This is a genomic window from Pseudoalteromonas sp. BSi20495 (assembly GCF_000241185.1).
Taxonomy (GTDB): domain Bacteria; phylum Pseudomonadota; class Gammaproteobacteria; order Enterobacterales; family Alteromonadaceae; genus Pseudoalteromonas; species Pseudoalteromonas fuliginea.
The window spans coordinates 1-16,953 of sequence record NZ_BADY01000072.1 but is presented as its reverse complement, the minus strand read 5'-3'; the positions used below and the strand labels follow the sequence as shown (position 1 = coordinate 16,953).

The following is a 16,953-nucleotide window of genomic DNA, read 5'->3' as shown; positions in this document are numbered from 1 at the left end:
GAGTTACCGAGTCTACTCGCTTACAAATTTCACACCGCGATTAAATTACTTCTAGATAAAATAAATTAAATATTCAAAATCAGCTGTTAACGAATTTGGTTTACTGTACTGAGTCTACTAACCATTTCCATTAGATCTGTAAACTATGTCGTTTTATTTTATATGATCGTATGGTTGTTAAAGTATATGTAAGCATTTGTTCTTTAATATCACAGTTGTTATCTCATAAATTCAGCGACAAGAATTCACTCACGTAAGATGCCTTATATTAGGCCAGATCTTAGGATCTCGCCTTTTGAATCTAGGATCTTATTACACTTTCGTGTTAGAATTCGCGCAATTTTTTGGCATAGGTAAGTAGCATAGCAATGATCTTAGATGATATTCGCGTTGTTTTAGTTAACACATCACACTCAGGCAATATTGGTTCGGCGGCTCGCGCCATGAAAACCATGGGTTTATCAAAACTGTATTTAGTTGACCCTGCATGTGAAATAGACAGCCACGCGAGTGCTTTGTCTGCAGGTGCTAGTGATGTTTTAGGTAATGCTGTTATTGTTGGTACAGTTGAAGAAGCCATTGCCGATTGTGCATTAACAATTGGTACAAGTGCACGTTCACGTACGCTTTCTTGGCCTATGGTTGAACCTCGTGAATGTGGCGAAAAACTAGTTACGGAAGCAGTAAATGGCCCTGTGGCATTAGTATTTGGTCGCGAAAACAGTGGTTTAAGCAACGACGAATTACAGCTTTGTAATTACCATGTATGCATCCCTGCGAATCCTGAATACAGCTCGCTTAATTTAGCGATGGCTGTGCAAACTCTGTGTTACGAAACGCGTATGGCGTTTTTAAATCAACAACCTAAAAAGGTTGAAGAAGATGACACTGTTTACCCAAGCTCAAAACAAACTGAGTTGTTTTATGACCACCTTGAAGAGACACTATTTAACACCGGTTTCATCATAAAACAGCACCCAGGTATTGTAATGACAAAACTACGTCGTTTATTTAACCGTGCTCGTCCAGAAGATGCAGAGATGAACATTCTACGCGGTATTCTCACTTCAATTAATAAGTCTATCCCTAAGTAACCAGAGTTCAGGTTAAGTAACTTAGGTATAGCGATTAGTTATAAAAACCAGTGGTTAAATAACTAGCTAATACTTGACTAAAATACTCAGGTAATTACAATGGCTGTAATACTTGACCAAAGAGGTCAGGTATTAAAAAATTTGTTAACTCTACAATTTAATAAGTAAGAGTTTTAAATCAAATTTTTATCAAGTGATAATACTTGACTAATTTACTCTGGTAATTAAAATTTGCACTCTTTGTGCAGGGGGCGTTATGAAGTTAACATCAAAAGGCAGATATGCCGTTACAGCGATGCTGGATGTTGCACTGCACACAGGTGTAGGTCCTGTAGCCCTTGCTGATATTTCACAGCGACAAGAAATTTCTTTGTCATACCTTGAACAATTATTTGCTCGTTTACGTAAAAATGGCTTAGTAAGTTCTGTTCGTGGGCCTGGTGGTGGTTATTTACTAGGGCGTGAAGCGGGCGTTATCTCTGTTGGCGATATTATTAGCGCCGTAGACGAATCGGTCGATGCTACACGTTGCCAAGGTGCCGATACCGGCTGTCAAAGTGGTATGCGCTGTTTAACACATAATTTGTGGTCAGACTTAAGCGCACGCATAGAAGAATTTTTGAATAATATTACCCTTGCTGAATTGGTGGAAAAATCAGATGTGAAAGAAATAGCATCGCGCCAAGATAACAGTATCAATAATGCAATTAAGCAGTTGGAAAACATTCAAGTAAGCTGTCAACTTTAAGGTTGACCTGCAGCGGAGAGAGAAATGAAGTTACCGATTTATTTAGATTACGCAGCGACCACGCCTGTTGACGAACGTGTTGCTAAAGAAATGATGCAGTGCCTGACAATGGACGGTAAGTTTGGTAATCCTGCGTCACGCTCACATCGTTTTGGTTGGCAAGCAGAAGAAGCTGTTGACCAAGCACGTACAGATATTGCTGATTTAATTAATGCAGACCCACGTGAAATTGTTTTCACATCGGGTGCAACAGAATCAAATAACCTAGCTATTAAAGGTGCAGCACAGTTTTATAAGAAAAAAGGTAAACACGTTATTACCGCTAAAACTGAGCATAAAGCTGTAATCGATACATGTCGTGAGCTTGAGCGCCAAGGTTTTGAAGTAACTTACATGGACGTTGAAGAAAACGGCCTACTTGATCTGCAAAAACTTGCCGACACAATGCGTGACGACACAGTACTTGTAAGCATCATGCACGTTAATAACGAGCTAGGTGTAATTCAAGATATCGCGACTATAGGCGAAATGTGTCGCGAACGTAAAATTATGTTCCACGTAGATGCAGCGCAAAGCGCGGGCAAAGTATTAATCGACGTGCAACAGCTTAAAGTTGATTTTATGTCGTTCTCTGCACATAAAGTGTATGGCCCTAAAGGTGTTGGTGCACTTTACGTTCGTCGTAAACCACGTGCTCGCCTTGAAGCGCAAATGCACGGTGGCGGACATGAACGTGGTATGCGTTCTGGTACACTAGCAACTCACCAATTAGTGGGTATGGGTACTGCGTTTAAAATTGCTAAGCAAGATTTCGAAAAAGATCACGCACACATCAGCGCACTACGTAATCGTTTAATCGACGGCATTATGGCTGATATGGACGAAGTATACTTTAACGGCACACAAGACCAATCAGTACCTGGCATTGTAAACATCAGCTTTAACTTTGTTGAAGGTGAGTCGTTACTTATGGCAGTAAAAGACATTGCAGTATCGTCAGGTTCAGCCTGTACATCTGCAAGCTTAGAGCCTTCTTATGTACTGCGTGCACTTGGCCGTAACGACGAATTAGCACATAGCTCAATTCGTTTTAGTATTGGTCGCTTTACTACCGAAGAAGAGATTGATTACACCGTCGAATTAATGAAAAACTCTATCGGTCGCCTACGTGAGATGTCTCCACTTTGGGAGATGCATCAAGAAGGTATTGATTTAGATTCAGTTGAATGGGCTCACCACTAATAGTGTGAGCACATACCCTAGCAGGTAATGAGGATAGAATAATGGCTTATAGTGATAAAGTAATCGACCACGTAGAAAACCCACGTAACGTAGGTACTCTAGATAAGAACGATCCGTCAGTGGCAACGGGTATGGTAGGCGCACCAGCATGTGGTGACGTAATGAAATTGCAAATCAAAGTATCTGCCGAAGGCGTTATTGAAGATGCAAAATTCAAAACCTACGGTTGTGGTAGCGCAATTGCTTCATCTTCACTTGTAACAGAGTGGGTTAAAGGCAAAACGCTAGACGAAGCCGCGACAATTAAAAACACTGATATCAGTGCAGAGCTTGAATTACCACCAGTGAAAATTCACTGTTCAATTTTAGCCGAAGACGCAATTCAAGCAGCAATTGCAGACTACAAAAGCAAACAAGCGAAGTAAGAAGAGAAACTCATGGCAGTGACATTGACAGATGCGGCAGCAAACCGCGTACAATCATTTTTAGCAAACCGCGGCAAAGGTTTAGGCCTGCGCGTTGGCATTAAAACGACGGGCTGTTCAGGTCTTGCTTATGTACTTGAGTTTGTTGACGATTTAAACGAAGACGATGAAACTTTTGCGGCTAAAGGTGTCACGTTAATTGTTGACGCTAAAAGCTTAGTTTACATTGACGGCACAGAGCTCGATTACACTAAAGAAGGCTTAAATGAAGGGTTTAAATTTAGAAACCCTAATCAAGCAGATGAGTGTGGTTGTGGCGAAAGCTTTACCGTTTAAGCTTAAAATATCTTTGTAGTATAAATAAGCCCTGCCAGTTAATGTAGGGCTTTGTTATTTTTGAAATTAATTTCTGAATTTTATTGGTTGAAGTTATGCGCTATTTTGAGTTATTTGCAATACCCGTTAACTACAATATTGATTTAGTAACAGTTAACAAGCACTACTTGGAATTACAGCGTACTGTACATCCAGATCGCCACGCGAATGCGAGTAGCCGTGATAAGTTAATGGCCGTGCAAAGCGCCGCCGAAATTAACGATGCGTTGCAAATATTAAAGCACCCAGTAAAGCGTGCCGAGTATATGCTGAGCGAGCTAGGCGTTGATATTCGTGCAGAGCAGCAAACCTTGCAAGATCCAATGTTTTTAATGCAACAAATGGAACTTCGCGAAGAACTTGAAGAGCTAACATCAGCAAGCGATCCTGATACTGCGATTGCAAATTTTGAAAAACAAATTAAGCAACTAAACACGCAGTACAGTGCACAACTTGCCGAGCAACTCGCAAGTAACGATGAGCAGCAATATCAACTTGCCGCTGATAATATTCGTAAACTGAAGTTTGTTTATAAGTTACGCGACGAACTTGAACGTATTGAAGATAGTTTATTTGACGATTAATTACTTGCTGCAAAGCGAGCAACACGAGTTTAAAGAGCATTATGGCATTATTGCAAATTGCTGAGCCGGGGCAGAGCGCGGCACCACACGAACATAAACTAGCGATTGGTATTGACCTTGGTACAACCAATTCATTAGTTGCAACAGTGCAAAGTGGCGAAGCCCGCACGTTAACTGATGATCTTGGCGCGGCTATGTTACCGTCGGTTGTTCGTTATCAAGCAGGCGGTATTACTGTTGGCGCAGAGGCAGCGCAAGCTGCAACGCAAGACCCTGCTAATACACTTATTTCGGTTAAGCGTTTTTTAGGTAAAACTCAGGCTGAAATAGAGCAAAGTTATGGGCAACTACCGTATGAATTTTGTGAGCACAATGGTGCGCTAGCAATAGAAACTGCGGCAGGTAAAATTAGTCCAATTAAAGCATCAAGCCATATTTTAGCTGCACTAAAAGCACGAGCTGAGCAAAGTTTTGGCAACCAAGAAATTTTAGGGGCGGTAATTACAGTACCTGCGTACTTTGATGACGCACAGCGCCAAAGTACTAAAGATGCCGCAGAGCTTGCTGGTATTAACGTACTGCGTTTATTAAACGAGCCAACAGCAGCAGCCGTTGCCTATGGTTTAGATTCTGGCCAAGAAGGCATTATTGCTGTTTACGATTTAGGCGGTGGTACATTTGATATATCAGTACTTAGATTACACCAAGGTGTGTTTGAAGTAATGGCAACCGGTGGCGACTCTAGCCTCGGCGGCGATGACTTTGACTCGCTCCTTGTTGATTACTTTAAGCAGCAAACTGGTGTGTCGGCGTTATCGTCTTCAGTTTTACGTTTATTCATCAATAAAGCAAAAGCGTGTAAAGAAGCATTAAGCCAATACGCTAAAGTAAACGTGGGTCTTGAGTTTGACGATCAAAAATACACAGTAGAAGTAACGCGCGAAACGTTTGACGAAATGGCTATGCCGCTGGTTAAAAAAACACTGCGTTCGTGTCGTCGTGCTGTAAAAGATGCTGGCATAGAAAACGAAGAAATACTGCAAGTTATTATGGTAGGCGGCTCAACCCGTATGCCATTAGTACGTAGCCAAGTACAAAGTTTTTTTGATAAAGAGCCGCTAACTTCAATCGATCCTGATCGTGTTGTCGCCTTAGGTGCCGCGCTTCAAGCCGACGTGTTAATTGGCAATAAGCCAGATTCTGACATGTTATTGCTTGATGTATTACCGTTATCACTGGGCCTTGAAACGATGGGTGGTTTGGTTGAAAAAATCATCCCACGCAATACGACGATTCCGGTAGCACGCGCACAAGAATTTACAACGTTTAAAGATGGCCAAACAGCCATGTCATTACATGTGCTGCAAGGTGAGCGTGAGCTTGTTGATGATTGTCGATCGCTTGCTAAGTTTAGCTTAAAAGGTATTCCACCAATGGCGGCAGGCGCTGCGCATATTCGTGTAACCTTTAAAGTTGATGCAGATGGCTTATTAAGTGTTTCAGCTATGGAAAAATCAACAGGTGTACAAGCTGAGATTCAGGTTAAGCCTTCGTTTGGTTTATCTGATGACCAAGTAGCTAACATGCTAAAAGAGTCAATGAGCAACGCCAAAGGTGACATGCAAGCACGTATGCTTAAAGAGCAACAAGTAGAAGCGTTGCGCGTAATTGAGGCGCTTAATGCATCACTTGCAAGCGATGGAGCATTGCTTGACGATACGCAACTAGCTAACTTACGCGCTGAAATTGCAGAACTGGTAAAAGTGCGCGAAAATGCACAAGAGCCTGGCGAGATTAAAGCAGCTATCGAAAAAGTCGATAATGCGAGTAGCGACTTTGCATCGCGTAGAATGGATGCATCAATTAAAAAGGCCCTTACAGGGCAGTCAGTAGACAACATTTAAGAGAGATTAGAATGCCACAAATTGTTTTTCTTCCACATCCTGAATTATGTCCTGACGGCGCTGCAATTGAAGCACCAACAGGCCAAACGGTACTCGACGCTGCACTTAAAAATGGTATTAGCATTGCGCATGCCTGTGAAAAGTCGTGTGCATGTACTACGTGTCACTTAGTGATTCGTGAAGGATTTGATTCACTTGACGAAAGTGATGAGCTAGAAGATGACATGCTAGATAAAGCATGGGGTTTAGAGCCTGAATCGCGCCTTGGTTGCCAAGCAATTATAAGAGATGAAGACCTAGTGGTTGAAATACCTAAGTACAATCTCAATATCGTTAATGAAGAGCACTAGTTTTTAACGATGTATATATTAAAAGCCGCTGTTTGATACAGCGGCTTTTTTGTTTGTGAATTGTATATGTGACGAGCAAAGCTCGTATGTTATTTTGTAGACGCACAGCTTGCTGGCGTGACGAGCAAATCTCGTAAGTTATTTTGTAGACGCACAGCTTGCTGGCGTGATGTGTTTTAGCTCAAGAGTAAAAATATAGAAGCTGCGCTTCTCACGTGAGCAAGCTCAACGCCTACAGCAAATTTAAAATTATATATTTATTTTGTAGACGCACAGCTTGCTGGCGTGATGTGTTTTAGCTCAAGGGCAAAAATATAGAAGCTGCGCTTCTCACGTGAGCAAGCTCAACGTCTACAGCAAATTTTAAATTATACATTTATGTTGTAGACGCACAGCTTGCTGGCGTGATGTGTTTTGGCTCAAGGGCAAAAATATAGAAGCTGCGCTTCTCACGTGAGCAAGCTCAACGTCTACAGCAAAGTTTAAATTATATATTTATGTTGTAGACGCACAGCTTGCTGGCGTGACGAACTTAAAACGTAATTTTGGAGGTTTATTTTGAGTAATCTTATTTTTTCAGACTCATTTATTAACGGCGAATTTTATAAAACTGACACGCGCTTTAGTGTTAACGATCCCGCTACCGAAAAAAGTATTGTTGAAGTAAGCGATATTGACGAGCAGGGTGTAAATAGCGCAATAACCGCAGCTCAAGGGGCTTTTGTTAAGTTAAAAGAGACGAATGCGACTGAGCGAAGTGAAACCTTGATGCGCTGGTATGAGCTAGTTATAAAGCACAAGCAAACACTCGCAGAGCTGATGACTAAAGAGCAAGGCAAGCCGCTCAAAGAATCCCTTGGCGAAATTAACTACGGTGCAGGGTTTATCAAATGGTTTGCAGAAGAAGCCAAACGTAGTTACGGAGATGTAATTCCGCCAACAGATGACTCGCATCGTTTAACTAGCTTTAAGCAGCCTGTAGGTGTTGTAGCTGGTATTACGCCATGGAACTTCCCTGTTGCTATGGTTACTCGTAAAGTAGCGCCAGCTTACGCTGCGGGCTGTAGCTTTATACTTAAACCTTCTGAACATACGCCACTATGCGCTATTGCACTTGCTTATCTGGCCGATCAAGCTGGTTTTGTTAAAGGTGCATTTAATGTACTGGTTTCACAAGATGCCAAAACAGTAGGCAAAATGTTAACCGACTCAGACGTTGTGCGTAAGTTTACATTTACCGGCTCTACCGGTGTAGGTAAGCAATTACTATCGCAGTGTGCAAGCACAATCAAGCGTACTTCAATGGAGCTTGGCGGCAATGCGCCTTTTATCATTTTTGATAATGCAGATTTAGATGAAGCTGTTGAAGGGCTAATGGCGGCTAAATTTAGAAATAGTGGGCAGGCGTGTGTTGCTGCAAACCGTATTTTTATACAGCGTAATATTATCGACAAAGTACTGTCAAAAATCACGCCTAAGGTTGCAGCGTTAAAAGTGGCAAATGGTTTTGAAGACGATGTTGATATTGGTCCGCTTATTTATCCTAAAGCCAAAGAGAAAGTGCAGCAGTTAGTACAAGACGCACTCGATAAAGGCGCGACGCTGATTGGTGATAATAGTGACTTAGGTGGCAGCTTTCAAAACCCATTAATAGTAAACAACGTCACTGCAGAGATGGATATTTACCACGAAGAAGTATTTGGGCCAGTGTTAACGGTTATTCCTTTTGATGAAGAAAGTGAAGTGCTTGCGCTTGCCAACGATGTACCATTTGGTCTAGCAGCATATTTTTACAGCCAAAATATTAAGCAAGTCTACCGAATTAGTGAAGGGCTTGAATTTGGTATGATCGGCGTAAATGAAGGTGTTATATCAAACCCTGTTGCACCATTTGGTGGCGTTAAACAATCAGGTTTAGGGCGTGAAGGCGGCCATCAAGGACTTGATGAGTACTTAGAAGAAAAGTACGTGTGTATTAAAATTTAATAACGTCTTATTTACGCGGTTTATTTGCTTATAACGCTTAATTTATGGGCAAAAAAAACTAACAGCTATATTGTCAATATGGGTACAAGTGATTGTAAACGTAAATCTTTATAATCAATTTTTTATTACAGTAATGTGGCAGATATATGATCTTTATCCTTTACTGTTGCCACACAAGGCACTAAATGCTACCTTTGGCAGTATATTTTTTGTTAAAAAAATAAGACAAAAACTAATAAAAAGTAAAAGGATTTCTATAAGTAGAAATAACCCCGTGTGTAAATGCCACCGTAAGGTGGCATTTTTTTGTTCAAAATTTAAAAAGGTTAATTTTAGCAAAATAACTGGTAGAGAATTTTAAATTAAGCATTCAATAATCAGATCTTTGGATAATAAATTTTTGCCTAGTTATAGCGTGATTTTCTTAACGTTAAATAGACTCTATATAAGCGAATTGGTATAACGTGTGAGGATTTTTAATTTTATTACAAACTGGTCTGTGTTATTTAAATCACACAAACCAGCTTTTGTAATAAATAGATCAACGGATAGGTGAGTAACCGGGAAGGTTATCGAGGTCGACTTCATCTAGCTGCTCAGGTTTTGCATATTCATTGATGTAATGTTTATACACTTCGGATTCAATAAATACTGCAAAAATGTCTGCATCAAGATGGTTCTGACTAACCATAGAGCCTAAAATATGCAAACATTCACTTACTGGTTTTGCTTTTTTGTATGGTCGGTCTACAGCCGAAAGAGCTTCAAAAATATCAGCGATAGCCATTAATCTAGCAGGTACTGACATTTGTTCTTTAGTCAATCCGCGAGGATAGCCTGTACCGTCAAGTTTTTCATGATGCCCTAGAGCATACTCAGATACATTACTTAAATGCTTTGGAAACGGTAAGATATCTAAAATATTCTTAGTTATATCCATGTGGCGCTTCATAATGTCACGTTCACCTTGAGTAAGCGTACCACGCCGAATCATTAAGTTTTCAACTTCATTATCAGACAGTAATGGGATTTTTTCGCCATTAATTTTTAATTGATATTGGGTTGATATTCTTTGGATATGCGCCTGTTCTTCCTCACCTAAAAACTCTCCGCCAACGTTCACGCGTTGTAATAATGCACGATCTAATGCGAGTTGTTTCAGTTCGGTATCAAGCAATCGTTCAAATTGGAGTACTTCAATTGGCTTATTTTTTTTCATCGCAGAGATTATTTTCTGCTGATACGCTATTTTTAAATCTCTGCTAATTATTTCAAATTTTGCATCGATAAATTTGATTCGATCAAAAATAGTTTCTAACTTTGTTGATTTTTCCATGACGTGGTCGGGAGTCGCAATTTTTCCACAATCATGTAGCCATCCTGCAATATCTAACTCATGGCGCTCTGCATCACTCATTTTAAATGTAGCAAGTGGGCCTTTATCTATTAGATGAACAGCATCGGCAAGCATCAATGTTAATGCGGGTACTCGTTTGCAATGACCTCCTGTATGAGGTGATTTTTCATCTATCGCCATGGCAATAGCCTCAGCAAAAGTTGCAAACAACTCTTCCATATCTTTAATTAATGCAGAGTTTGTTAACGAAATAGCACCTAAAGAGGCGAAAGAACGAACTAGCGTAACAAGCTCCTCACTAAAAGGAATATTATTATTTTCGTCGTCTTTTACATTGATAAGCTGGATAACGCCAATAATATCATCAGCATGATCTTTTAAGGGAATAGTTAACATTGACTGGGTACGATAACCTGTACGAGCATCCATAGCGCGAGCTGCGCTCATATCAAAAGGCAGTGCAGCATAAACATCAGGAATATTAATAACTTCCCCAGAATTAACCGCATGAGCAACAATCGCTGTTTTATTTTCTTTTCCGTCGATAAAAAGATCTATATTAGGAAAATCAACAGGCTTACCTAAACGACCGCCTAAATACAGATCCAATGATTCATTAATAACCGTTTCAAACTTAAGTTGTTTGTTATCTGTAATCGAATAAATAGTCCCAGCATCTGAATTAGCTATAGACATAATTACTTGCAGTATATCATCGAGTAATTTACTCGAATCTTTTTCGGTTGTTAACCTAACGCTGATATCAATAAAGTGATGCAGGTTTATTTTATCTTTGATGTGCTGCGGCATATTTCCACTACTTTTTGGTATGAATAAAGGCACCATTCCAATCCTTTGCGAGTGCTTGTAAATCAGTATTTTGAATTCGTTTGATAAAAACACCGTACACATGCGAACTAAACAGTGTAGTACTTTGTAATTCAGTAAATAAACTTAGTGCTTGCGGCCAATCTTTATTATAAAAATGGGTCATGGCGATAAATGATTTTTTTATTTCAGCGAATTGTTTTGTATCTAATTTATTTGTTAAGCCAATGGGCTCAAATAGCTGCGTTGCGGTCGTTTTTCCAACGACCTGCACTTTATCTATCAAGCGAAACGTTATATGTGGACATGCATTCATTGTTTCTTCAGCTACTAGAATAGCTACGCCGTAAAACTTGGTCAAGTTTTCAATTCTTGCACCTAAATTAACTGTATCACCTAGTACGGTATAAGCTTTACGATAAACGGATCCCATATCGCCCACATTCATATCACCGGTACTTAAGCCTATACCAATTTTGACCGCCGGTAGTTTTTGTTCGGCAAATAATTTATTAATGAGAGTCAGTCCGTTAATCATAGCCATTGCTGCTTCAACGCCGTTTTGTGCATGGTTTTCATCTTTTAATGGAGCATTCCAAAACGCCATCACCATATCACCAACGTATTTATCGATAGTCCCGTTATGATCAAATATTATTTGCGTTATTGAAGTAAGGTATTGGTTTAAGTACTCGCTTAATTGATGCGCAGTCATGTTTTCAGATAATGAGGTGAAACTGCGAATATCAGCAAATAATACTGTCATGTTTCTTTTTTCACTGCTTTGAGATAGCTCATTGCCTTGTTTTATAAGTTGTTCAATACGCGCAGGGGGGACATATTGATTGAACATAGATTTAATTTTTCGGCTGTGGTGCATCTCGGCGATAGAGCCAACAATAATGTAATAACCAGCTAATAATATTATGAGTAAGAGTGGCATTAATAATGGCAAACTAATTTTTTGTACTGACCATAAATACACGTTAAATGATATAACAGCTACCGTAATAGTTAACGAAAGAAAAATAATAAATCGGGCACTTCTGCCGTGGCTAAAAAGTGATAAAACGACACCCGTTAGCGCAATAATAAATAGGCTCGCACCTAAAGACCAGTTGGGCTTGGCTGGCAGTATCTCTGGGTGCATCAGTCCTTCAAATATATTGGCATGCACTTCAACACCAGGATATTGCATACCAACTGGGGTTGACCTTAGGTCAGCTAAGCCCACAGCTGAAGTACCAATAAAGGCAACTGTTCCTTCTAGTTCATCAGAGCCAACTCTTTGCATCAGCACATCGGTTGCTGAATAATAAGGGAAGCTATGTGCTCGGCCTTTATAGGGAATGAGTATTTGGCCGTGCTCATCTGTCTGAATCCATTTATCTTGAAACTTAATTCCTTCAAACAAAGTAATACCATCTAAAATATTTGAGCGCGTTTCAATTTTATTAGCAAGGACATACAGTCGAGCCACTTCAAGTGCTAAAGAGGGATAAAGTTTATCACCGACCCGATTAATAAGAGCGGCTCTGCGGATAAAGCCATCGTTGTCGCTATGCGCATTTATAAAACCAATACCAGCAGCGGCATTTTGTAATTGTGGGATATTTACAATAGCCCCCGAAAACTCACTTATTTGTGAGTTCGCATGTTCAGCATTTTGCCATAAAACGCTGCTTTTTTTTGGTGGACTGTGGGCTGCAAGTTGGTCATCGGTTAGTAAAAACCCAAGGGCGGTATCATTTTTAGCAAGTGCGTTAGCAAACTTGGTATCGGCGTCTACTTGCTGTTTAATTTTGGCAAGTGGTAAGCTATATTGCTTTGATAAGTTAGGTATTTCAGAAATGATTTGTGTAACTGGATTTACTTCAGGCTCGGCAAAAAATATATCAAAAGCGATAACAATAACACCTGCATCGGTGAGTTTTGTTACAAGATCAGCTATTTTCGATCTACTCCAAGGAAATCGACCTTGCTCTCGCATACTTTTTTCATCAATATCGATAATAACTACTGATTCGTCGATATGTCTAGGTGTTGCAGGTGTTGTTAATAAGAGCCGAGAATCATAAATGATGCCTTCCACACGATTAACTAATTTGGCTAATGTTCCTGTCGCAAATAACTCTATTGATGCAATGAATAAAGTTATAACGGCACCAATAAAAAAATGCCTGGAAATTATAGGCTTTAAAGATCTAATGGGCGTTTATCCTTGATAGATTAAAAATCAAAAACTCGTCCTTCTCGGCCGCATTCTATCAGTAACTTGTCACCGTATTTAGCTTGCAATGAGTTTTCTATTGCTAGAAGTTCATCATCGCTTCTTGCAGGGTCGTGGCTGATAATAACAATGTTTTTGATGTTCGCCTTTACGGCGAGATCGGCAACTTGATTAATCGTGCTGTGTCCCCAACCATGCTTAAGTGGTAAGTCGATATCTATAAATTGTGCGTCATGGATCAGTAAATCAGCGCCTTTAATAAAGTGAATCCACTCGTTGATATCGGTTCTTAGATCTTCTGGGGGGTTTAATTCATTATCAGTAACATATGCTACTTTCTTGCCGTCAGCGTTAACACAATACGCAGTACCGCCATCGGGGTGATTAAGCGGCGCAGTCGAAATTGAAAAACTATTAAGGCTAAATGTTTTTTTAGCCGACAATGTCGTATTTAGCGTAATATTTGCAGGTAACTCTTGGTATTTAACCGGAAATTGAGAGCCACTCATTTGTTTTAGTATGGCATCTTTACTTTCTTCGTCATCTACATTTCCAGCCACTATTGTTATATTTTGGTTAGATTGATAAATAGGGGTGAAAAAGGGGAAACCCTGAATATGATCCCAATGATTATGTGTCAGTAATATAGCGATAGGTTCCGCTTTTACCACTAAACGTTTACCTAGTTCAACAATACCTGTACCTGAGTCTAAAATAAGGGATTTGCCATTTTTCTGCTCTATATATACGCAAGATGTGTTACCACCAAAAATGTGCGTATGTTTTCCTGTTGAGGGCATTGAGCCCCTAACACCAAAAAGTTCAACTCTCATAAATTAAGGTGTAACTCCATCAACATAAAAATTGAATTTAGATGCACTTATATTATTAGAAGTGCCGTTATTACAGGTGCTGCTAACAATAACTTGGGTATCACTTTGTAAAATCATTGATGTAAATATTTGTTCATTTGCACATTGCTCGGCCTTGTAAAAACCAACACCGTTGTGGCCAAATGTGCCATCTAATACACCATTACTTAAAATGCGCGCTAACACACCTTTATTATTACCCATACCACTTAGTACAATGTTACCCATGCTATCAAGCGCGGCATCTTTTACCTTAGTGTCACCGGTTTGCGTTAGTATGTACTGGCCAGCTCCACCTTCAGCAAAACTAGTCTCTTTTATTCCTGCTGATGATAATTTAACAATGACAGCTTGGTTTGGCGTATTCGTTTCATTACCAATTAAATACAGATTATTTAAGGTATCAGCAAATATTTTAACTATTCTATCGTCGTTATCTAAACTCATTACAGAGTCTATATAGCTAAATTCGCGTTCACCATCAACACTTAGCTTTACTGCTAGTATCTGAGAATCAGAACCCGAAACAACTTTTCCGCCAATAAAAATTTTATCGCTATTATCAATGTAAACAGTTTTATAGGATTCGAAAGCGGTTCCAATAATTTTACCATTGTTACCAAAGTCGCTCTCCAGTGAGCCTTCTGGCGTTAACTTCATAACAAATGAGCTCGGTGTATCTGCCACTGTTAACGAGCCTACGGCAATAATATCGTTATCGTTATCCAGTGCTGCGTCAGTTAGATTGAGCTTCTGCGTCGTTACGGTTGTAGTGGCGTAAATCCCTTCTGTTGCAAAGTCTGTATCAAAATAACCATTTTGATCTACTCTTGCTACAAAACCTTCTTCATTATTTTCAGTTTTACGCGAACCCGCGATAATAAGTTTGCCATCATTTTGCTCAATTAATGCAAAATTAGATGTACTTAAGTCGATTGCAATTTGCTTGTGCCCACTTTCACTAAAGCTAGTGTCTAACAGCCCGGCAACGGTTAGGCGCGTTAATACTAGTTTAATTACGGAGCCTTGCTGAGCTGTTGATGCGATAATATATTTACCAGCATGGGTGCCATGGCTAAGCTGTATCACCTGCTTTGATTGATCATTAGAGTCAGTCCCTAAGTTGCTCAATGTAAGGTAACCAGATCCTGCTAAGCCAGTAAACAATGCCGCGTGATTGTCTATTGCTACAATAAATGGCTGACTACTTGAATCATCGCTGATGCCTGATACCCAAAGCGTATCGTTTAAATCTATTGTTGCAGCATTAGCTATTTGTTTACCGTTAATATCCGAAATAATATTAATGCCGTAGGTGTCATCAAGTGCCCCATCGGTTGCTAAAATACGCGTAGAAAACAGCTTTTCAGTCTCACCTTTCCCCGTTGTGCCCGATAAAGTAATTTGATTATTTATAGGTTCATATTTTACGCCAGTAATTTCAGCACCACCGTTGCCAGCACCTGTATTACCATCAATGTCATAAACGGCAATACCATGATTACCTATACTCGTTACCAAATCGCCTTTTTTATCAATAGCGAGAACAACAGCTTCTTTTTCACCTGAATGGCGAGTGGTATATCCGCCAACAAAGGCGGTAAAATCAGCTGTATTTAAACCGCCAAGTGCAAAGAGTTCATCGTCGGTGTTATTCCCAGATAAATCGATGCTAAGTGCATTATAATCATTAAAATTACCGTTATTTTCACCATCTGAAATAAGGTAACGGATTAATGCATCTTTATCACCGTTTGCACTGGTAACACTCCCCACAACCATAAGATCAGAACCATTAAAGTTTTTAATGGCAAATGCTTCATCATCGCGTTGTTGACCACTTACATCTTTAATTTTAGGGCTAGACGCTTCGTAAGCTAATGTCGAAATGTCATATTTTATCCATAAACTATCATCGTCATTACCATTAAACTGTTTGCCAACAGCTTGAATTTTATTGTCGCTAAATTCAAGATCATTAATAACCAGCGTACTTGCCATTTTAGTACAGTGAATACCTGAATTATTGTCACCTGAGGTGTTGCTTATCACGCCTGTAACGCTCATTTTTAATAAACATGCTTCGGTGTTGGTACCATCAAAACTAGAAAAGGCGATAAACAAGTCACCGCCACCTGAAATTATGGCCGTTGCTTTTTCATCGTGCCCTAAATCCAGTATTTTTATGCCATCTTCATCGAACTCATTATTGGCCGCACCATTATTAGTATATGAAGCAATGACAATATCTTGGTCTGTGTTTTGACTAAACCCAACAAAATAAAGATTATTATTTAACTCAATACTGTCGTTAAATTCACCGTTTGAAAAAACACTAGACAGCTCTAACTCACCAGTCACAGGGCGTCCAAAAGTTTCATTTTCGACAGGTATGAGGTAGTCGTCAGCATTAATTACATTAACAGTAATATTAATAGAAGTTGTTTCATTAGGAGTACCATCGTCGGCAACGGCTACTGTTATCAAATGCTGAGTCGCATTTTCATAATTAAAAGGGCTCGGGCCGCTTGCTGTTAATAGGCCAGAGCTGCTGTTAATGTTAAACAAACCTATGTCGCCACTGACCAGTGTGTAGCTTAAATTTTCGTTTTCAATGTCGCTGGCAACAATGGTGCCGACAACGTCACCGTCTGTCGAATTTTCACTAACACTAAATGTTTGATTTGATGCAGTAGGTGCATCGTTTACAGCTGTGATTGTAATCGACAAATTTGCCGAGGCAGTGCCTTGGTTTCCATCACTTACATAATATAAAACGGCTGCCACGCCATTACTATTTACAGCGGGTGTATATTGCAGTTGATTGCCAATAATTAATACCGCCCCTGAGTCGGCGGTTGCTGAGGTGATTGTTAAGGTATCTCCGTCAATATCGGTGTCATTGGCGAGCACATTAATTAATAGCGGGGCGGCATCTTCGGCCATTGTTGCTGTATC

Annotated in this window: 13 protein-coding genes; 9 read left to right on the top strand and 4 right to left on the bottom strand. The window is 39.8% G+C overall.

Translation table 11 applies throughout. The features are described from left to right. Nucleotides 1–368: 368 nt before the first annotated feature. From trmJ to P20495_RS10260, 9 genes are all read left to right on the top strand, one after another. Entirely contained in the window at nt 369–1,094 is a 726-nt protein-coding gene (gene trmJ / locus P20495_RS10220) for a tRNA (cytosine(32)/uridine(32)-2'-O)-methyltransferase TrmJ (RefSeq protein WP_007377676.1), read from the top strand. Between the two features lie 256 nt (nt 1,095–1,350). Beyond that, entirely contained in the window at nt 1,351–1,842 is a 492-nt protein-coding gene (gene iscR / locus P20495_RS10225; protein ID WP_002958424.1) for a Fe-S cluster assembly transcriptional regulator IscR, read from the top strand. A 24-nt stretch (nt 1,843–1,866) separates the two neighbouring features. After that, nucleotides 1,867–3,084, top strand: coding sequence for an IscS subfamily cysteine desulfurase (locus P20495_RS10230; RefSeq protein ID WP_002958425.1), 1,218 nt, complete (start codon nt 1,867–1,869; stop codon nt 3,082–3,084). 41 nt (nt 3,085–3,125) lie between these two features. Next, nucleotides 3,126–3,509 carry a Fe-S cluster assembly scaffold IscU gene (gene iscU / locus P20495_RS10235; protein WP_007377675.1) on the top strand — a complete coding sequence of 128 codons (384 nt, stop codon included), beginning with the start codon at nt 3,126–3,128 and terminating at the stop codon, nt 3,507–3,509. Between the two features lie 12 nt (nt 3,510–3,521). Then, nucleotides 3,522–3,845, top strand: coding sequence for an iron-sulfur cluster assembly protein IscA (gene iscA / locus P20495_RS10240; protein ID WP_007377674.1), 324 nt, complete (start codon nt 3,522–3,524; stop codon nt 3,843–3,845). A gap of 95 nt (nt 3,846–3,940) precedes the next feature. Then, entirely contained in the window at nt 3,941–4,468 is a 528-nt protein-coding gene (gene hscB, locus P20495_RS10245; RefSeq protein ID WP_008136298.1) for a co-chaperone HscB, read from the top strand. Between the two features lie 41 nt (nt 4,469–4,509). Continuing rightward, nucleotides 4,510–6,372, top strand: coding sequence for a Fe-S protein assembly chaperone HscA (gene hscA, locus P20495_RS10250; protein ID WP_008136296.1), 1,863 nt, complete (start codon nt 4,510–4,512; stop codon nt 6,370–6,372). A gap of 11 nt (nt 6,373–6,383) precedes the next feature. Next, complete coding sequence (fdx, locus tag P20495_RS10255) at nt 6,384–6,722, top strand: ISC system 2Fe-2S type ferredoxin (protein ID WP_007377671.1); 339 nt, start codon at nt 6,384–6,386, stop codon at nt 6,720–6,722. 558 nt (nt 6,723–7,280) lie between these two features. Then, a complete protein-coding gene (locus tag P20495_RS10260; RefSeq protein WP_008136295.1) occupies nt 7,281–8,708 on the top strand; it encodes an NAD-dependent succinate-semialdehyde dehydrogenase in 1,428 nt (475 codons plus the stop codon). Nucleotides 8,709–9,249: 541 nt separating this feature from the next. Here P20495_RS10260 and P20495_RS10265 read toward each other — a convergent pair. From P20495_RS10265 to P20495_RS20555, 4 genes are all read right to left on the bottom strand, one after another. After that, nucleotides 9,250–10,911 (bottom strand): HD-GYP domain-containing protein, encoded by a 1,662-nt coding sequence (locus tag P20495_RS10265; protein ID WP_007376714.1) that lies wholly within the window; start codon nt 10,909–10,911, stop codon nt 9,250–9,252. Beyond that, a complete protein-coding gene (locus P20495_RS10270; protein ID WP_237113682.1) occupies nt 10,883–12,985 on the bottom strand; it encodes a CHASE2 domain-containing protein in 2,103 nt (700 codons plus the stop codon). Before P20495_RS10270 ends, P20495_RS10265 begins: the two co-directional genes overlap by 29 nt. 137 nt (nt 12,986–13,122) lie before the next feature. Continuing rightward, nucleotides 13,123–13,956 carry an MBL fold metallo-hydrolase gene (locus P20495_RS10275; RefSeq protein ID WP_033015747.1) on the bottom strand — a complete coding sequence of 278 codons (834 nt, stop codon included), beginning with the start codon at nt 13,954–13,956 and terminating at the stop codon, nt 13,123–13,125. Nucleotides 13,957–13,959: 3 nt separating this feature from the next. Continuing rightward, nucleotides 13,960–16,953, bottom strand: a 2,994-nt coding sequence (locus P20495_RS20555; RefSeq protein WP_033015745.1) for an Ig-like domain-containing protein, incomplete at its 5' end; no start/stop codon positions are given.